Below are 18,177 nucleotides of genomic sequence, written 5' to 3' on the forward strand. Positions count from 1 at the left end.
AGCGGTTATACTGCTGCTAACCCAACTAACAATAATAAAGCAATGTTCTCTCATCACATAATCAGTTCAAAAATCACGACTTTCTTAGTAGCAGCAGCCGGCTTTGCAGGGGTGGTATTGTCAGTACTGGGTGTATTTAACCATCCGCAATTGACGTTAATCCTCGACTTTACAGCAAGCTTTTTATGCTTGATGGTCGCGTATAAGTTATATCAAAAACAACTCAGGGCCTTAAGTTGGGCAGCGGTGCTCGGCGCGCTTATGTCCGTTGGCGTAGTCGTCGATGATACGCTAATCCAATTTTCATCAGGGCTGCTATTAACGGTTCAGTTGAACCTAGAAACCATAGCCGTAAACATCAACTTGCTTGGCTTGATTATCATCGCGACTGCGCTCACGGCAAAAATAAAGCTAACTAATTCAAAGGAATAATCAATGGAGTTACTTACCTATCTGCAGACGCATTTTATTACCAAAGAGACTTTGCTACGCGAGTCGCAGTTATCCCATCTTGAATTGGCTATGCTAATTGAAAAGCGTTTGATGCCAAAAGCCGCCTATAAGTTAGCATTAAAGCTTGAATGTGACTCTTTCTTTGGCGAGCACTGTGATGAAAGCTGCATAGAATTTTATCCGCAAGGGGCTTTAGTGTGGCTTGGTGCTGTGTCACAAGTAGCGGATGAAGCACAAGCCTTTGCACTCTTTAGTAAACGTTATAAAAACCAACTGCATAGATTAAAAGCGCAAGGCTTTAATCCGAGAGATGCAAAGCTGGATCAAGACATCGACGCGCACTTAGAAAGTGAGTGGCAACACTTCCTTGGCGGTATTTACGGACTTTGTACTAAAACGGGTTTACCTGAAGATATTGCAAATAAAGAAGCCGCTATCGTTATCATCAATGAGTATTTAGCACGAGATGAACATTTGAGTCTGGATGAACTGACTCAGCTTCACCAAGTGGTTGATTTATTGGATGAGGCCAGTGCCTTATTTGCGCCTCATGAGCGTGAACGTAGCTCACGCAAGCGCTTAATCGACGACGTAAGAGCAAAATTTCCAAAGCCTTTAACATCATAATTAACTGTTTTTCGCTTTTTAAATCATGTGAATTGACTTCACATCCATTTCACACCTGTCCGCATAAAGTGTCTGTAACAAAACAACACAAGGGTCAACAGGCCCGAGGACAGGATGATGAACAAATCACTATTAACCTTATCTCTCGTTGCTGCCTTATCAGCAACTTCAATCAATGCGGTTGCACAAGATAAAAACACACCTCATGTGCTCATGGTGCTCAGTAGTTATGGCGAAATGGGGGCTGATGGCACCTTAAGCAAACCTGGATTTGAATTTGACGAGCTCAGTAAAGCGTATGCCGTGTTCAAACAAAATGGCGTAAAAGTCACGTTAGCCTCGCCAAAGGGCGGTGAACCATTGGCAGATAAGTTCGACAAGAACAAATCCTACAATCAAGCATACAGTAACGATACGACAGCGATGGCGCAGCTTAAAAACACTAACAGACTGAGTGAGTTAGAGCCCTCACAATACGATGCTGTGTTTGTGGTTGGGGGCAAAGGCCCAATGTTCGACTTGCATGACTCCAAGCCGTTACAGGCAATTATTCATGATATCTACGTTAACAACGGCGTAATTGGTGCGGTTTGTCATGGTCCTGCGGCATTGGTGGATGTAAAGCTTGCAAATGGAGAGTACTTAATCGCTGGTAAGCGAGTAAATGGTTTTACTAACGAAGAAGAAGCAGCGTTTGGTAAAAAGTGGACCAAACAGTTTCCATTCCTACTTGAAGATAAGCTCATTGAGCGTGGTGCATCGTTTGTGCAAGACGGGTTGATGTTGAATCAGGTCAGTATTGACGGTCAATTGATCACAGGGCAAAACCCTTTTTCTACGGTAGATACTGCCAAAGCGATGGTTGCGGCGTTAGGTCTGACGGTAAGCGAGTTACCTCGTTTCAAAGACGATGAAAGTATCTTGTTGGTAGAGCAATTTTTTTCAGATAGCAGCAAAGCGAAGGCGCGTTATTTAGCGGATAAGGCATCATTTGATCCTATGTTGCTCGGGATCTCTGGTTTATATCAAGCGCAGCATGCGCAAACTGCTCATCAGCTTGCAGTGGCCGTTGAGTTGATGCAATTAACCCTTGCAGATATCGATCACCCCATGCTGTACGAAGCACTAGTAAATGCACAGCTCAAACTAAATGATATGTCTGGTGCGAAATTCACTTTAGAAGCAGCACTTAAAAAGCACGGTACGGCGGAGAGTCTGATGGCACTAAAGGAGAAAGTTTATGGTTAAGCAAAACTGGAGAAAAGCAATGTTAGTAGTTACTGGAATTATCGCAGGTGTTGCCGCTGTTTGGTACGCAGTATTTGGATTAAAGCCATACAGCGTTACGTCGGAGGAATTAACGCAAATATATAGCTACGAGCAAAAAGCGGTGGAGGTAAAGCTATCGCCATTAAAAGCTAATCACTTTGCGCTTGAGTACACGACGTTTGATGGCGATAAAGTCAATGGGCATATTCTCTATCCAAGTAATTATGACGCGACTAAACCAATTCCAATTATGGTGGGTGTCCACGGCATGGGTCGAAGTGATGTACGTTGGATACAAGAGAGCTTTAAAGGACGCGACACATACGAGCAAACGGATGAGCTTACCAAAATGGCGCTGGCAAAAGGTTATGCTGTTATCGCTATCGATTCGAGAAACCACGGTAAACGTAAAAATCCAGACTATAACCTTATTGATGTTATGCGTGATATAGATTGGTGGGGAAAACGTGAACCATACGAAAACATGGTTATTGATTCGGTAAAAGATCACAGAGTTCTGCTTGATTGGATTGCAACCCAACCGCAATTTGATCAAAACCAAATCAGTGTTGCAGGATACAGCATGGGAGGTCAAATCAGTTTAATTTTAGCTGCACTGGATAAACGAGTAGATAATGTGTTATCAATTGTTCCACCTTACCTGACTAACGCGGTGGCTCGAGTGGCAATTAAAAACTTTGCGACAGCTGTTGATTCTCCCAAGGTGTGGTTGGTCTCGGCAGATGACGATGAATACGCCAGTGAGCGTGAAAATGAAGCATTATTTGAGGCCATTGCGAGTGTTAAAAAACATCACGTGGTCATTGAAGGTGAGCATATCTTGCCTGAAGGCTACTATAAAGAATTACAAGGTTGGTATTAATGAAAACAAGCTCACAACTCAATATCTTAGTGATTGAGGACAACCCCGCGATTGCAAGTAATATAGCAGATTACTTTGATATGCAGGGGCATAGTTTGGACTTTGCCTATACGGGAGAGCAGGGTTGTGAGCTTGCATTAACGCAATATTTTGACTGTATTATTTTGGATATTATGCTGCCAGATATTGAAGGGCTAGAGGTCTGTCAGCGATTAAGGCTTCAAGCCGACAGGCATATTCCCATCATCATGTTAACTGCTCGTGATACTTTGGACGATAAATTAGCAGGATTTGCGCAGGGTGCGGATGACTACCTCACCAAACCTTTTTCGCTAGAGGAGCTCGCAGCCCGAGTCAGCGCATTAACTTGCCGATTAAATCCCACATCTGCTGCAAGAACGCTTAGTGTAGGGGACGCAGATAAACAGGTTACGCTCAATTACCAAAATCAAACGGTAACGCGGGGGGAGATTGCACTCGTGTTACCGCCAATATTGTTCAATATTCTTAAAATTTTGATGGAAAGTTATCCACGAGCGGTATCAAAGAGTGAGCTCGTTGAGCGTATTTGGGGCGAGGAGGGCACTGACTCGGATTCTTTACGGTCACACATCTACCAATTACGTAAAGCGGTAGATAAGCCATTTCCAACTGCCATTATTAAAACTATTCACAGCGTTGGCTTAGTGCTGGATTTATAGTTGAAATAGCAACTGAGAAAAATGAAAACAAAACAACTAAGAAACCGCATTATCACTTATTTTGTCTCTATCGTCGTGTTGCTCAGTGTATTATTTTCACTGATCACTTTGCTTTTTAGCTACATCATAGAAGACAGTTTTTTTTATCAAATTTTAGAGGATGAAAGAAAGCAGATAGCGCTTCAAATCGTCAATAACGAGACACCAAAAGCACATTTTGACTTCGTCACATTTCATCCTACAACCGACACTTTACCCGCGGTGGTAAGAACGCTACTCGCTGAGGAACCAAACCGCAAAGAGTTTAGTGCTGAGGCGGGTAAACATTATCATATCGCCTTTCTAAACAAGGACGACCGTGGACAAGGCTTATTGCTTGCTGAAGTAAGCGGCCATCTTGTGGTGCGCGAACTGCGAGGCTTGATGCTTGGTTTTTCACTGACCTTATTGGTGATTGGATTAGTAATCGCGCTATTGCTAGCGCTCGGTACGGTAAAGCTGGCAAAAAAACTACTTAAACCTTTGGATGAGCTTATGGTAATTGTAGAGGCGAGTCCCGTTGAAAATCTACCGACCAATTTTGCATCTCAGTTTTCGCAAAATGAAATTGGTAAATTTGCACAAACGCTAGAATCGGCCCTTGCTCGCATTCGAGCATTCGTTGAGCGTGAACGCCAATTTACCAGAGATATTTCCCATGAATTGAGAACACCTGTCACCATTTCCCAAGGGGCGGTCAGTTTACTCAACCACACCGAGTTAAACAGTAAACAGCAAGAGCTGGTAGCAAGGATTGCGGAGTCAGACCAGCAGATGCAGCTAACACTAGAAGCGTTACTTGCCCTTGCCCGGGAAAAAGCTGATACACCGGAGCAGACTAATTTACAATCCGTGATTGAAGCTTGCATTATTAATAACCAAGCGCTGTTTGAGCATAAAGTCCTAAGTATTGACTTACCCGGCAATGTATTTGTTCCTATGGCCGCGCAGGAGCTAAGATTGGTAGTGCAAAACCTGTTACAGAACGCTGTACATCATAGCCAAGGTGAGCAAATTCATATTCGTTACCGAGACAATACACTAACGATTGCGGATAATGGCCAAGGGTTACCAGAGACCTTTACGGCAAACGAGCAAGCCTTTGAGTCTGGAATGCGGGGTCCTAATAGTTTAGGTACTGGCATTGGTTTATCGCTAGTAAAGCGTCTTTGTGAGAAGTTTTCTGTAGAGGTGATGATTGAAAGTGGCGAAACGGGTGTGTCGGTTCACTTAAAGTTTGCTTAGGGTAGTTGTTGACCTGACCCAACACAGAATGAAAAGGCACGGCGACTTCCGTTATCGTGCCTTGAGAGAATTTAATTGAACTTAAGAAAACTCGGCGATAATCAATACTCTCTTGTGTTTAGCACTATAAAAAACAATCCCTTCGCCACCGCCCTCAAAATAAGTGGAGAAGCAGAAGGTGCCAAGGTAGGCAAAATCTACGTCATGCTCTTCATCAAAAAAGCCAATTTCACGAGTGGAGTAGTGGCTGTAGTTCTCGCCACTTTGCTCATCCATAGCGTCAAAATAGCGCGTTTCATCATCACTTTCTTCATCCCACAAATAGGCGTCCCAATTGCAACCGAGTATGGGTTGGCCACCGAATTCAAAGAGCGGAACGCTTTCATCATTTTCGTCAAACGAGTAGTTAAGTCGTTGATGTTTGGCGTAGAAGCTGGCTACTTGCTGATAGTATTCGCTATAGTCTTCAAAATCCTCCTTCTCTTCACTTAGATTGTCAACATTGTGAGCATCAACTTGCCACCCATTGTCTGTCAGTGAGTAGGAGATATAAGGAAGGTCGCCATCAAAAATCTCCATAGAAATCGGTAATGCGATAAGTATATTATCATCGCTGTTTGAGTCTAACTTTGAATAGGCAAGTAGTCCTATTGGTAATAGCTGATTGTCATTAAACGCGACATCTTGGCTACTCGGGAATGGCTTGTAAAAATCAGTCGCTTGTAACACTTTTGTCGCAGGGCATGCGAGCGCCGAATCTTTAATGTAGAGGGCCATAAAACAACTCCTTTTTATGGTTTATTTTTTTGTGATTAATACGTTAGGCTTGTATTTGGTGCACACCATATAGCGATGCGTGTGGAAAATCAATCAGTGATAATAATTATTCGGGCGTTAGCATGCCTGTCCTTTATATTTCCTTTATATTTTCTCCAAATTTGTGGCTTATCATGCCTATGATAGGGCCATTGCAGTGCAGGATTGTCCGCTATAATACAAACTACATCAGGTGAGAAAAGTAGATACGCCATGGAAAATAGAGCATTTAAAATAAAAGTAATGGATCTAACTGAATTAGAAATTGCAGCAAAGTGGGCTCTGCAAGAAGGGTGGAACCCTGGGCTTAGCGACGCACAGTGCTACTATCAAGCCGATCCAAATGGCTTTTTAATTGGCTATCTAGGCGATGAACCTATCGCTTCGATTTCGGTGGTTAAGTACGATGATTCATTTGGTTTTTTAGGCTTTTATATCGTTAAGCGTGAGTATCGAGGTCAGGGTTATGGGATGCAGATTTGGCAGGCAGGACTTCAATATTTAGCTGGTTGTAACGTCGCACTGGATGGAGTGGTCGCGCAGCAAGAGAATTACAAAAAATCGGGTTTTAAGCTCGCCTATCGTAATATTCGCTACGAAGGAGTGGGTGGCGGCGAAACGCCTGATTGCACAAACTTAGTGGCACTTGAAAGATTACCGATAGAAGAAGTCATTGCGTACGACAGTACGTTTTTCCCAGCAAAAAGAGTAGCCTTTGTTGATGCTTGGATTAACCAGCCAAACTGCCACGCTTTAGGCATTAAACAGGATGACACACTTGTAGCCATAGGTGTGATCCGTCCTTGTCACATTGGCTATAAAATAGGACCTCTTTATGCTGATAACGCAGAACTTGCAGAAACACTCTTCTTAGCGCTTAGGTCTAAGGTATCAGCAACTGAGGCCATTTATTTGGATGTGCCAGAAGTAAATGCAGCTGCTGTTGCGCTTGCACAAAAGTACAAGATGTCACTTTCTTTTGAAACCGCAAGAATGTACACCGCTAAACGCCCAGATTTGCCATTAGCGCGAGTGTTCGGGGTAACTTCGTTTGAAATTGGTTAATGTTTTCACTCAAACAGCGAGTCATAAAGTAAATGTATTGCTTTGCAAATTTCCGGCTCTGAAAGTGCGCCAAAGCCGAATCTAATATGGCTGGCAGGGGACTGTGAATTTGTAAACACTGAACTTAGGGTAAAGTCTTTACTGGGTGCAAAGCTCAGTGGGTTTGTCTTTGCAACAGTGGAAATGTCAAGCCATAGTGCCAGTCCGCCTGTGGGAATATGATAGGAGATCCGAGTTCCAAAGACGCGTTCGAGTTCAGCCATGGCAAAATCTCTACGCGCTTGATATTGCCTTCTGGTTTTGCGTATGTGGCGTTTGACTTCACCTAAATCCATTAAGCTCGCCAGCACGATTTCCGAGACGGTATTACCTTGTCTATCAATAAGCATTATCTGTTGTGCAATACGTTCGATAAATTCAGGCGCGGCGGCAATGTACCCAAGCCTCAAACCTGGGGCAAACACTTTTGACATTGACCCGACATGAATCACGTTTTCAGAATTTGGCAGGCTTGAAAGTGGAGGAATAGGCCGCGTGTTGTAGTGAAACTCATGATCATAATCGTCTTCGAGTATCGCAAAATTATACGCTTTTGACAGTGCTAACAATGCGAGTCTCCGCTCCATCGGCATGGTTACTGTGGTTGGGTATTGGTGGTGAGGAGTAACATACACCGCAGCAATTGGATGGGTAGCTAACAGTGCTGCGAGCTGCTCAGTATCGAGACCGTTATCATCGATTGGACAAGGCAAAACGACAAAGCCGTGGGCCTCAAATGCCGCCTTTGCAGGGAGATAACAAAGTGCTTCAACAACAATTGCACCTTTACGAGGATCGAGCACTTTTGAGGCGAGATAAATGCCCATTTGACTCCCTCGAACGATGCAAACCTCCTCGATATTACAATTCATAAAGCGGTCAAAGCTTAGCATGTTTGCAATTGCACCGCGAAGCTCAGGTGTTCCTCTTGGATCGCCATACCCAAGCTGCGCCTTGCGACTTAATTCGATGCAAACTTTACGATAGGTTCTGGCGAGCAGAGTATAAGGGATTAAGCGAGAGTCGGGACTGCCATCATTTAAACTGGTGAAATCGTTCAATGGCTCTATTGCGTTTTGATAGAGCATTTCAACAAGGCCAGATGTTGCTTTGGTCTTTTGCGTCATCGTGACCAGATGCTGTGTTGAATCAGTTAACGATTGCTCGGGCAATTCATAGGCAACAAAAGTCCCTGAGCGAGGTTTTGTAAGCAGCCAACCTTGTGCTTCTAGTTCTTCGTAAACGACTTGTACGGTTTTTCGATTGATACTTAATTGTTCAGCGAGCTTCCGAGAGCTCGGCAGCAAAGTGCCGGGATTTAACCTGCCCAAAATGATGTCTGAGGTAATTTGATTGAGCAGTTTGGTATGTATCGTTTTCCCCTGCGAGTGGGTCAAACAAAAGTGCATTTGCCAAGATTTGGACATAACGGAGTATTTATCTGGACCAGTTAAAATTAAAAAACTGGATGTTATTTTTGGTCCAGTTTGGCGTTACTTTATCCTCGTTGTCAAGCAGTAAAGAGGAGAGTATAGGTGAAGACAGCACTAATGAGTAAAGGGGAGCTGATGCAAAACGCTCAGCTTCAAATGCAAAACCAACTAACCACAAAGGCTTTTAGTCAACATGAAAAACTCGCGCTAACCTGTCGAATACTCTTTGATAAGGGTCATGACTCGGGGCTTGCAGGCCAGATAACCTGTCGAGTAGAGCATGAGAATCACTTTCTTACTCAACAGTTGGGACTTGGGTTCGATGAGATCACGGCAAACAATCTGATTGAGGTGGACGCAGATCTTAATCCGATTAACGGAAAGGGGATGGCAAACCCTGCAAATCGCTTCCATACCTGGATTTATCAACATCATCCTGAAGTGAATTGCATTATTCACACCCATCCTACTCATGTGGCGGCGCTTTCAATGCTAGAAACCCCACTGATAATCTCACAAATGGATACGTGTGCGTTATATGAAGACTGCTCATTCGTGGCCAATTGGCCTGGAGTGCCTGTGGGTAATGAAGAGGGCAAACTTATTTCAGAGGCGCTTGGCAATAATCGTGCGGTGTTTTTGGCTCACCACGGCCAGCTCGTGACAGGGAAAACGATAGAAGAGGCGTGCAATTTGGCGGTATTAATTGAACGCGCTGCTAAGTTACAACTCCTTGCTATGGCGGCAGGAGATATCAAACCTTTACCTCCTGAGCTTGCTCGAGAAGCGCATGACTGGGTGTCGACAGAAAAAAGAAATCAAGTGAACTTTGCATACTATGCAAGGCAAGCACTCAAACTCCATATTGATTGTATTTAAGGAATTGCGATGAAAATTTCAGGTATTATCGGTTACACCGTGACACCGTTCGATCCCTGTACGCAAGGGGTTGATTTGGCTAAACTTGGCGAAGTGATAGATATTTTACTTGCAGGCGATGTGGATGCGATAGCTGCGCTTGGCAGCGCAGGAGAGGCGGCCTATTTAACCGCGCAGGAGTGGCAGCAAGTTGCTGAATTTACTGTCAAACATGTCGCAGGGCGGGTTCCTGTTATCATCGGTATTGCAGCGTTAACGACAGCACAAGCCACAACTTATGCAACGTACGCCCACCAATTTGGTGCGGATATGATCATGCTTTCACCTTTTTCTTACTATCAATTGAGCGAGCAAGAGATATTTGAACATTATCAGCAAGTGTCGAAAGCTTCGCCGTTACCTATCATGATCTACAATAATCCAGCAGTATGTGGTGTGGACATGACACCTGAGTTAATGCTGGCAATGGTGGCAGACATTGAAAATGTTGTCGCGATTAAAGAGAGCTCGGGTGACATTCAGCGGATGCACAAAATTTATCATCTTAGTGAGGGAGCGGTGCCATTCTTTAACGGTTGTAATCACATGGCATTAGAGGCATTGACTGCCGGTGCAGCAGGGTGGTGCACTGCGGCGCCATGTTTAATTGGTGATAAGCCAAAACAGTTATTGCAGGCTGTTGCAAACAGCGAATTTGAACGTGCTCAAGGGCTATTTTATCAACAGTTTGAGTTTCTGGAATTTATTGTGAGCTCTGGCCTTGCCGCCGCAGTAAAAGCTGGGTTCGCACTTAAAGGTATGGATGTCGGTGGTCCAAGAGCGCCATTGCTACCACTCAATGACGCTAAGCAAAAACAGTTAGCGCAATTACTAAGTAATTTGCGTTAATCGAAGCGGTATTGCCGATAGGTTGAAGTCAATAGCTCAACAAACTCCCGTACCTTTGCGGGAGTATATTGCTTCGACAAGTACAGTGCGTGAATAGGATAACTTTCATCGTGTAGTTCAGGTAGTAGCTGTACACAACTGCCCATAGCTAATTCATCTTTAAATGCCCATAGCGGCCCGTAATGCACACCAAGGCCAGCGTTTACCCAATTTTTTAGCACTGCAACACTGTTGGCGATGAGTTTACCACTTACCGTAACGGCTTCACGGTGCAGGCCTTTACCGAGAATGAGCTGATCACCAAGTTTAGGTTTATTGTAAAAGATAAAATCCAGTTTGCTTAAATCGCTAAAGCGTTGCGGTTGTCCCATGCGTTCAATATACGATTTAGAGGCCACCAAGACCCGTGGTACATGGCCTAGTTGTCGGCAAATCAAGGAGGAATCATCCAGTTTGCCAATCCTAATTGCAATATCGATTTGTTTAGCCTTGAGATCTTCAAAATGACTGCCGAGCAGTAACTCGATATTGAGGTCTGGATAGGTGGTTATCATGGTTTGTACCACAGGAGCAATGAAGCGCTCAGCGAAGTCGTGTGGAGCTGCAACCCTCAATGTCCCAGAAGGCACTGCTGAGGTGCCTGAAATCGACTCTTCTAATTCCCTTTTTTCATCTAGTAATTGCTTTACGCCTTTATAGTACTCAAGCCCAACCTCAGTTGCGGCCGTTTGCTTGGTGGAGCGCTGTAAAAGTTTTACTCCTAATCGACTTTCTAAGTTTGCAAGCTTTCGGCTTACCGAGGAGGGATCGGTACCTATCACTTCAGCCGCAGATTTGAGGCTGCCAGATTCAACGGTAAGAACAAACAAATCTTCTTCAGTAATCGATTTCATAGCGGATGTAAAAAATGCAATTAGTAAATGACTAAAATCACTATACCTGTATCCCTTTCACCTAGCTACACTAAAAGTCGATTGAATATTTCAAGTAGGAGAAATAGGTATGTCTAAGCAATTAACAGGTAAGGTTGCGTTTATCACTGGGTCAGCCAAAAATATGGGCAAGGATTTTGCCATAGCGCTGGCAAAGCAAGGCACTGATCTTGTCATTCACTATCATAGTGCGCATTCTAAGCCACAAGCACTTGAAACTCAGAAGGAAGTTGAAGCGCTGGGTGTTAGAACGACGCTAGTACACGGAGATGTCAGCAATAAAGCGCAGGTAATGAATATATTTGAGCATATTATTAGTGAGTTTGGCGGCGTAGATATCGTTATCAATAACGCCGGTACTATCAGTAAAAAACCGTTTGTTGAGTATAGCGAGGAGGATTTTGACAGGCTATTTGGGATCAACTGTAAAGGAGCATTTTTTGTGATGCAAGAAGCCGCTAAACATATTCGTGATAACGGTCGGATCATTAATATGGGCACTTCGCTGCTGGCAGCATTTACTGGAAATTATGCGCTCTACGCTGGCTCAAAAGCACCACTTGAGCATTTCACTCGTGCGCTGGCAAAGGAAATCGGACATCGAGGAGTGACCGTCAATACCATCGCACCAGGTCCAATTGACACTGACTTTTTCCATGGCGAAGAAAACGAGCAAACCGTTAATTATTTACAGTCTGCAAGTGTAATGAACCGACTAGGGCAAGTAGACGATATTACCCCTGCGGTGCTTTATCTTGCGTCGGAGCAATCACGCTGGACGACTGGGCAAACTTTGTTTGTTAACGGAGGCTTTGTCACTCGTTAAGTATGCTATGAGGGCACAAGTTGGTTAGGCGGTTTGTGCCAACGTTTTGTTCGCCAACAAGATGGTAAACGTTGTGCCATTTCCGGCTTTGGAATTGACTTTTAAGTCACCTTCTAAATGTTTTTTGACGAGATTATAGGTGACGGAAAGTCCAAGCCCGGCATGACCATATTGGCGAGCTGTGGTGTAAAAGGGCTCAAAGATCCGGTTTAGGACCTCATTACTCATACCGACGCCTTCGTCTTTGACTCGAATAAATATTTTATTGTCAGTGATCTCTAAACGAACAGCGGCAAACGGCTGGGTGTCGCTATCATTACTAAAACCATGCACTCGGGCATTCTCTAGCAGCTGCAACAAGATTTGCTGTAGCGCCTTAACGTTGATTTTGACCAGTTGTTCCAGTTTTCCTGTTGCGCTAAATTCAACGCGCATCTTTAACTGGAAACGTGCCGTTTGTTCGCAATAATCGCGAATAACTGCTTCTAGGTCGACAAGTTGCTCGACGTCAGTTTCTTGCTCTGCAGAGATATTCTTGAACTCTTGTACTAGCTTTGCCGTTTTGCCGAGATTTCGCTCTGCGATAGACAACCCAGAATCCAATGCTGCCATAATTTCTAAAAACTCAGCGTGCGACAAACGCTGAGTTTTCATGCCAGTTTCCATCACATCCACTTGCTCTTGGCAGGATGACACTGCGGTAATCGAGACGCCAAGTGGGGTATTTACCTCGTGAGCCAATCCCGAAACTAAACTACCTAGGCTCGATAATTTTTCCGCCTCTACCAGTTGCTGGTGGATCACATGAATGTGGCTAAGGAGCTGATTGATGGCAAGGCTAACATCAGTCAGTTCATTGTGGTTATCAATGTCGATACGTTTTTCGAGACTCGAGCTCTCAATAATGTGATTGATTTGCGAGCGAATATGATCGATTGGATGTTGAATAGAGCGATATAAAGCGAAGCCAACGGCGATTAAGCTCACCAATACAATCACAGAAAAAATAATGAGCAACAACTTTAGTTGGCTAAATTGTTGCTCGGTTTGCTCCACAATACTGAGTGCGACGTCATTTTGTACCTCGGTGAGTGCTTGTAGTGACGAAGTTAACGGATCGAACTTTTCATAGAGTGCAGTAACAAACTGATTTTGTGGAATTGCTAAAAATGTCCCTTGATTTATCGCGCTTTGGAGCGTGGCAATATGCGTAAATACGGCCTGCAGTTGGAACTCAATGAGTTCAACTTTGACTTGCTCCGCCGTCACCAAATATGTGTTTAGATAGCTTTGCCAGGCGTCGTTCATGACCCGAGTAGCATCTGCTATTTGCATCAACACCTCGTCTTTGGAGACCAGCCCTGCACGATACTTATGAAGTATGTCGACAATCTGAATCGCACCGTGATCTGATACTTTTTTTATTTGAATAAGCGGCACAACACGATCGGCGTATAGAGATTCTACTTCTGACTCAAGGTGAGCGTAACGGTTAAAAGCATAGCCAAGCAGTAAGGCAAGCGCAATGATGGGAAACACAATTAGCAGCCATAATTTATGGCGAATATTAATTAGCTCTAGCACTACAGATAACTCATTTTTTATATATCAACTTGAAGTATAAGTGCTGTTGATAATGTCGCCATTTTTCGTGGTGAAAATTAAAAAAGCATAATGTGCGACTTGTGTCGCACTTTTTTATTTGTTAATGTGTGACATATGTCGCAGTTGTGAAAAAAACAATGAAACCTAACTCAACCGAACTAATCGTTTTAAAAATCCTTTGGCGTGAACAGCCAAGAACGGGCAAAGAAATTCACACAGAAATAGGATCAAAGCTCAGCTGGAGCTACTCATCAACTCGAAAAACTCTTGAGAGAATGTGTGAAAAGGGTTATCTCGCCGAGCAAATGCAAGGCAATAAAAAAATATACTCAGCTGTCCTTGCTAAGGTACCGACTCTCGCACTTTATGCCCAAGAGTTTGCAAAGCAAATTATGGAGTTGGATGAGCCTCTGCCAATCGCTATGTTTTCAGATAGTAAGTTAATTGCAGCGGATGAATTAGATGAATTAGAAGCCATGTTAGATGAGTTAGCTAAGACGCAAGGTGATAAAGAGTAAGGTATGGAACTAATATTACTTTCGGTCTTGCTGTGGGTGGCGCTTAGTGGCTTAACGTACGCACTAGGTGTGAAATTTTCCGCTCGGTATGTACAGAATAAAGGACTTTGGTGGGGCGTGCTGGCAGTGACTTTTGTGCCTTGGATCCCACTTGAACACATGGAGCAACACAACGCCATTCCAGCCGTATTGTTTAATGCCAATTTACAACAATTTGCAGAGCCGCTGCTGGCAATGACGAAGCGCACTCAAGTTGCGTCTGACTGGCTAAACCTGACGCTTATGGCTGTATTTCTGGTCTATTGCGTTGGGCTAATCGCTCATCTTTTGGTACTTGGGCGACAGTATTGGCGAGTAAAACGCCTCTGTAGCACCGCCTCAAAAATAAAGCTCGGTGCACGGAGTTGCTATCAATTGCCAATTACTTGCTCTCCTTTTGTGTTCGGACTGTGGCAACCTAAAGTGTATTTGCCGGTGGAATTTGACACGCTACCAGAGGCAGAGCAGCAAGCACTTATTCTGCATGAGTTAACCCACATAGATAAGGGCGATCACATTGCCGTCGTAATTTGGCGAATACTCGCGACGCTTGCTTGGTTTAACCCGTTCATTGCAAAAATGGAACTGGGCTTTATTCGAGCGATGGAATATTGCTGTGATGAGGTGACGATAGCGAAGCACAGCCTTGAACCTTTGGCTTATAGCAAAGCATTAATGAACTCTTTAAAACGGGCTGCTGCGCAGCCGAAAACGATGAATATGACAGCAAGTTTTGCGTCTAATTCACTGACTTTAGATGATTATAAAAAGCGTTTTAGCGTTATTCTTAAATCTAAAAAGAAGCCAAGTAATCTTGTGTTGATAGGGGTTTTTGTGTTGCTTAGTTCAGGTTTAGCCTATGGCAATATTCAATGGACAATGGGAACGGCAATGGCAATGGTGAGTAAAACATGGACATACCCGGTCGTCACCCCTGAAATAACATCAAGGTTTGGGCATGTATCGAACTTTCGTCACAATAAAGCACATCAAGGACTGGATTTAGCTGGCGGCGTTGGTGAACCTGCGATGGCGGTTGCCAGCGGTACGGTCACGATTGCCGATGATAAAACCTTGCCTGAGAATTACGGTAAAGTGGTGTTGATCCATCATGACAATGGTTATCAAAGTCTCTACGCACATCTTGATAGCATTGATGTTGAAGTAGGTGAGCAAGTATCACAAGGAGAAGTGATCGGTACCATAGGTGAAACCGGTCGAGTCACTGGTCCACATCTACATCTAGAAGCTCTACATAACAACACGCGCATTGATCCGCTGACCTTATTGGAAAATTAACATGATTAAAAAGCTTTCTATTGCCATTGTAATGATGGCAACTTTTGGCTGCTCGAAACAGCCCGAGCAGACTCATTCTGTCAATAAAGCGCAAGAGAATACGCTTGTGTCGGTACAAGCAGAACAAGGTCAAGTTGTTGTACTCAATAGATCCGCTGAAGACTCAGTCACGGCCCAAATCCAAATCACAGAGGAGCTAAAGCCAGTTCAAGATATTCGTTTACTTGAACTTAAATCGGGTGAGAGTTTAGCTAATCTTTTAAGTGAGTTTGCATTCAGTGACCGCGATAGTTGGCTGGTGGAACAAGCCGTGAGTACGTGGACATCACTGACTAAGCTCAAGGCTGGACAGTTAATAGAAGCAGAGCTTGTAGACGGACAAGTACAGCTGATCCGCTTTGAATATGCATTTGCACAGGTTATTGAGATTAAAAGAGCGGATGAACAGTGGCATGCATCGCTAAGTGAGCTTGAAACCGTCACGCAAACAAAGCGTTTATCGACAAGCATAGATTCTAGTTTTTTTGTGGACGCCAGCAAAATCGGGGTGCCCAATGATATTATCAATCAAAGTATTGTGGCCTTATCTCACCTTGTTGATTTTCAAAGAGAAGTATATGCCGGCGATCAAATTGATTTTGTATTTCAAGAACAGCAGCTTGTGGTTGCCGAAGAGTTACTCAAGCAAATCTCCAAACCTTTAGCATTACAACATGTTGCGCTACTTTCAGGAAAAGAAAAATACCGCTTATACCGGTTTACTGATAATGGCGGAACGACCGCTTTTTACCACTCAGATGGTACCCTCGCGCAAAGCTTTCTAATGAAAACTCCGCTTAACGGTGCTCGATTATCGTCAAACTTCGGTAAACGTCATCACCCAGTATTGGGCTATACCCGAATGCACAAAGGGATAGATTTTGGTGCGCCTGTTGGTACGCCTATTATGGCAGCAGGCTCGGGAAAAGTACTCAAAGCTGGGTGGGGCGGCAGCTTTGGTAATCGCGTAGTGTTAGATCACGGTAAAGGCTATCAAACACTTTATGCTCACTTAAATGGCTTTGCGAACGGTCTCAAGGCAGGGACGCGAGTAAAACAAGGAGACGTGATTGGCTACCTTGGTAATACCGGCCTGTCGCAGGCGCGTCACTTACATTATGAAGTGCATAAAGACGGAAAAGCCATCAATCCACTCACCCTAAAACAACCAAAAAACACTAAGCTAAGTGACACGCAATTTGATGAATTTAGCGCGCAGGTTGCACAAATTACCACATTGCTCGATAGCGAAAACACAAAGCTAGCTCACCATGATGGACAGTCGGGCCGCATAGGTAATGCCGATGACTAGTCCTGAAAGAAATCGCATTAACAGCCTCGACTTTATTCGCGGGATAGCAATCCTATGTATTTTACTTATCAACATCGAAAGCTTTGCCTATCCCAATCCATGGGGCAGTTACCAATATGGCTTTATGACGGATATAGACAGTGAGGTAAGATACTGGGTTTATGTATTTGCTCAGGGCAAGTTTTACGGACTGTTGGCGATGTTATTTGGCGCAGGTCTCACCATTATTCTTCAAAAACAGCCATTTGAATTTGCTATTAAATTAAGTGCGGCAAGGCTAGTAGCTTTATTTATACTCGGCCTTGTTCATGCTTATTGTATTTGGAGTGGCGACATTCTTTATCACTATGCCGTGATAGGAATGATTGTCACCACCGTCATATTACTTGGCACCCGGGCCATCAAAGTCAGCATAGTAATTTGTTTGGCGTTTATGTTAGTTGCAGGTTTTGGCAGAGCAGAGCGCACCATCGCCCAATATGATGCTTACCAAGCAGCACTCAATGTGGACGAAGCGTCTCGCACACGAGACCAGCAAAAAGCGATTAATCGGTGGCAGAATAAAACCGAACCACGGACACCCACCCATCGTACTTTGGAAGAAACGCCAAGCTTAACTGAGTATTGGCAGGAAAACTTTGACAGTCCGCAAGTCCACAAAGGTAAGCTGTTTTATTCAAGTATTTTTTGGTCCACGCTAATGATGATGCTGATAGGCTCGCAGCTGTTTCAATGGGGATTGTTCTCAAAGACTAAACTTAGCCCATTTGCGGTTGTGGCATTACTTTGCTTGATTGCAGTGTCGTGTTATGCCACTCAAGCTCGCTATTTTCATTGGCTGCAAAGTTCACATATCCCAGTGTTGTCTTACGCTAAACAAATGGTCATTGTACTTAACCGGGAGCTGCAAGCGATTGTTTACTTGGTTTTGTTATCTTTGCTATATAACCGTTGGTTGCATCGCTTCAAACCCCTAGAGGCGATAAATCAAGTGGGTCGATTTGCGCTGAGTAATTACATTGGACAGTCACTGTTATTGGTGGTGATATTTTATGGCTTTGGATTACATAATACGCTAAGTCGCAGTGAGCTCTTGCTCTTATGGCTTGTGATTATGGCAGTGCAGCTGCTGTTAAATGTGATTTACGGGCGATTCTTTAAGGTGGGTCCCGTTGAACGAGTATGGCGCAAACTAACAATTAAGTTACATGCATAATCGACTCGAATTTTTTACAAATTCGAACTTAAAACCTAAGCTAACTTTGACCTA

General features: G+C 43.9%; 18 protein-coding genes. 14 read left to right on the top strand and 4 right to left on the bottom strand.

Translation table 11 applies throughout. The annotated features are described in order from the left end of the window. The first annotated feature begins 42 nt into the window (after positions 1 to 42). The 6 genes from GSF04_RS12590 to GSF04_RS12615 all read left to right on the top strand — a co-directional run bounded on the left by GSF04_RS12590 (position 43) and on the right by GSF04_RS12615 (position 5,217). Positions 43 to 432 (top strand): hypothetical protein, encoded by a 390-nt coding sequence (locus GSF04_RS12590; RefSeq protein WP_010604541.1) that lies wholly within the window; start codon positions 43 to 45, stop codon positions 430 to 432. Between the two features lie 3 nt (positions 433 to 435). Then, the gene (locus tag GSF04_RS12595; protein ID WP_211859683.1) at positions 436 to 1,080 is read left to right on the top strand and encodes a DUF6058 family natural product biosynthesis protein; all 645 of its coding nucleotides are present in this window, start codon (positions 436 to 438) and stop codon (positions 1,078 to 1,080) included. A 114-nt stretch (positions 1,081 to 1,194) separates the two neighbouring features. After that, positions 1,195 to 2,328, top strand: coding sequence for a DJ-1/PfpI family protein (locus tag GSF04_RS12600; RefSeq protein ID WP_249122482.1), 1,134 nt, complete (start codon positions 1,195 to 1,197; stop codon positions 2,326 to 2,328). Further along, positions 2,321 to 3,232 carry an alpha/beta fold hydrolase gene (locus tag GSF04_RS12605; protein ID WP_211859684.1) on the top strand — a complete coding sequence of 304 codons (912 nt, stop codon included), beginning with the start codon at positions 2,321 to 2,323 and terminating at the stop codon, positions 3,230 to 3,232. The genes GSF04_RS12600 and GSF04_RS12605 overlap by 8 nt, the downstream gene beginning before the upstream one ends. Continuing rightward, positions 3,232 to 3,933 (top strand): response regulator transcription factor, encoded by a 702-nt coding sequence (locus tag GSF04_RS12610; protein WP_211859685.1) that lies wholly within the window; start codon positions 3,232 to 3,234, stop codon positions 3,931 to 3,933. Before GSF04_RS12605 ends, GSF04_RS12610 begins: the two co-directional genes overlap by 1 nt. A 21-nt stretch (positions 3,934 to 3,954) precedes the next feature. Continuing rightward, the gene (locus GSF04_RS12615) at positions 3,955 to 5,217 is read left to right on the top strand and encodes a HAMP domain-containing sensor histidine kinase (RefSeq protein ID WP_211859686.1); all 1,263 of its coding nucleotides are present in this window, start codon (positions 3,955 to 3,957) and stop codon (positions 5,215 to 5,217) included. Between the two features lie 81 nt (positions 5,218 to 5,298). Here GSF04_RS12615 and GSF04_RS12620 read toward each other — a convergent pair whose 3' ends face one another. Further along, the gene (locus tag GSF04_RS12620) at positions 5,299 to 5,994 is read right to left on the bottom strand and encodes a hypothetical protein (RefSeq protein WP_211859687.1); all 696 of its coding nucleotides are present in this window, start codon (positions 5,992 to 5,994) and stop codon (positions 5,299 to 5,301) included. Between the two features lie 252 nt (positions 5,995 to 6,246). On the opposite strand from GSF04_RS12620, the gene GSF04_RS12625 reads away from it, so the two are divergent. Beyond that, entirely contained in the window at positions 6,247 to 7,098 is an 852-nt protein-coding gene (locus tag GSF04_RS12625) for a GNAT family N-acetyltransferase (protein ID WP_211859688.1), read from the top strand. Positions 7,099 to 7,103: 5 nt separating this feature from the next. Here GSF04_RS12625 and GSF04_RS12630 read toward each other — a convergent pair whose 3' ends face one another. Then, a complete protein-coding gene (locus GSF04_RS12630; protein ID WP_249122483.1) occupies positions 7,104 to 8,564 on the bottom strand; it encodes a PLP-dependent aminotransferase family protein in 1,461 nt (486 codons plus the stop codon). A 108-nt stretch (positions 8,565 to 8,672) separates the two neighbouring features. Between GSF04_RS12630 and GSF04_RS12635 the strand changes: the two genes are divergently transcribed. Both GSF04_RS12635 and GSF04_RS12640 read left to right on the top strand, forming a co-directional pair. After that, positions 8,673 to 9,449 (top strand): aldolase, encoded by a 777-nt coding sequence (locus GSF04_RS12635; RefSeq protein ID WP_211859689.1) that lies wholly within the window; start codon positions 8,673 to 8,675, stop codon positions 9,447 to 9,449. Between the two features lie 9 nt (positions 9,450 to 9,458). Next, entirely contained in the window at positions 9,459 to 10,337 is an 879-nt protein-coding gene (locus GSF04_RS12640) for a dihydrodipicolinate synthase family protein (protein ID WP_211859690.1), read from the top strand. Here GSF04_RS12640 and GSF04_RS12645 read toward each other — a convergent pair. Next, the gene (locus GSF04_RS12645; protein WP_211859691.1) at positions 10,334 to 11,230 is read right to left on the bottom strand and encodes a LysR family transcriptional regulator; all 897 of its coding nucleotides are present in this window, start codon (positions 11,228 to 11,230) and stop codon (positions 10,334 to 10,336) included. The two genes, GSF04_RS12640 and GSF04_RS12645, sit on opposite strands and share 4 nt — an antisense overlap. Before the next feature lie 109 nt (positions 11,231 to 11,339). Here GSF04_RS12645 and GSF04_RS12650 point away from each other — a divergent pair, with 109 nt between their 5' ends. After that, positions 11,340 to 12,095 carry an SDR family oxidoreductase gene (locus GSF04_RS12650; RefSeq protein ID WP_211859692.1) on the top strand — a complete coding sequence of 252 codons (756 nt, stop codon included), beginning with the start codon at positions 11,340 to 11,342 and terminating at the stop codon, positions 12,093 to 12,095. 24 nt (positions 12,096 to 12,119) lie between these two features. Here the strand turns inward: GSF04_RS12650 and GSF04_RS12655 are convergent, their stop codons facing one another. Then, the gene (locus tag GSF04_RS12655; RefSeq protein WP_211859693.1) at positions 12,120 to 13,679 is read right to left on the bottom strand and encodes an ATP-binding protein; all 1,560 of its coding nucleotides are present in this window, start codon (positions 13,677 to 13,679) and stop codon (positions 12,120 to 12,122) included. 158 nt (positions 13,680 to 13,837) lie between these two features. Here GSF04_RS12655 and GSF04_RS12660 point away from each other — a divergent pair, with 158 nt between their 5' ends. From GSF04_RS12660 to GSF04_RS12675, 4 genes are read left to right on the top strand one after another with little or no spacing between them, the layout of a single operon-like run. Further along, on the top strand, positions 13,838 to 14,218 hold the full coding sequence (locus tag GSF04_RS12660; RefSeq protein WP_010371797.1) for a BlaI/MecI/CopY family transcriptional regulator: 381 nt from the start codon (positions 13,838 to 13,840) through the stop codon (positions 14,216 to 14,218). Between the two features lie 3 nt (positions 14,219 to 14,221). Then, entirely contained in the window at positions 14,222 to 15,556 is a 1,335-nt protein-coding gene (locus tag GSF04_RS12665) for a M23/M56 family metallopeptidase (RefSeq protein WP_211859694.1), read from the top strand. A gap of 1 nt (position 15,557) precedes the next feature. After that, positions 15,558 to 16,907 (top strand): peptidoglycan DD-metalloendopeptidase family protein, encoded by a 1,350-nt coding sequence (locus GSF04_RS12670; RefSeq protein WP_211859695.1) that lies wholly within the window; start codon positions 15,558 to 15,560, stop codon positions 16,905 to 16,907. Beyond that, entirely contained in the window at positions 16,900 to 18,123 is a 1,224-nt protein-coding gene (locus tag GSF04_RS12675; RefSeq protein ID WP_211859696.1) for a DUF418 domain-containing protein, read from the top strand. Before GSF04_RS12670 ends, GSF04_RS12675 begins: the two co-directional genes overlap by 8 nt. The last annotated feature ends 54 nt before the right edge of the window (positions 18,124 to 18,177 follow it).

The organism is Pseudoalteromonas sp. A22 (assembly GCF_018141345.1).
GTDB lineage: Bacteria > Pseudomonadota > Gammaproteobacteria > Enterobacterales > Alteromonadaceae > Pseudoalteromonas > Pseudoalteromonas maricaloris.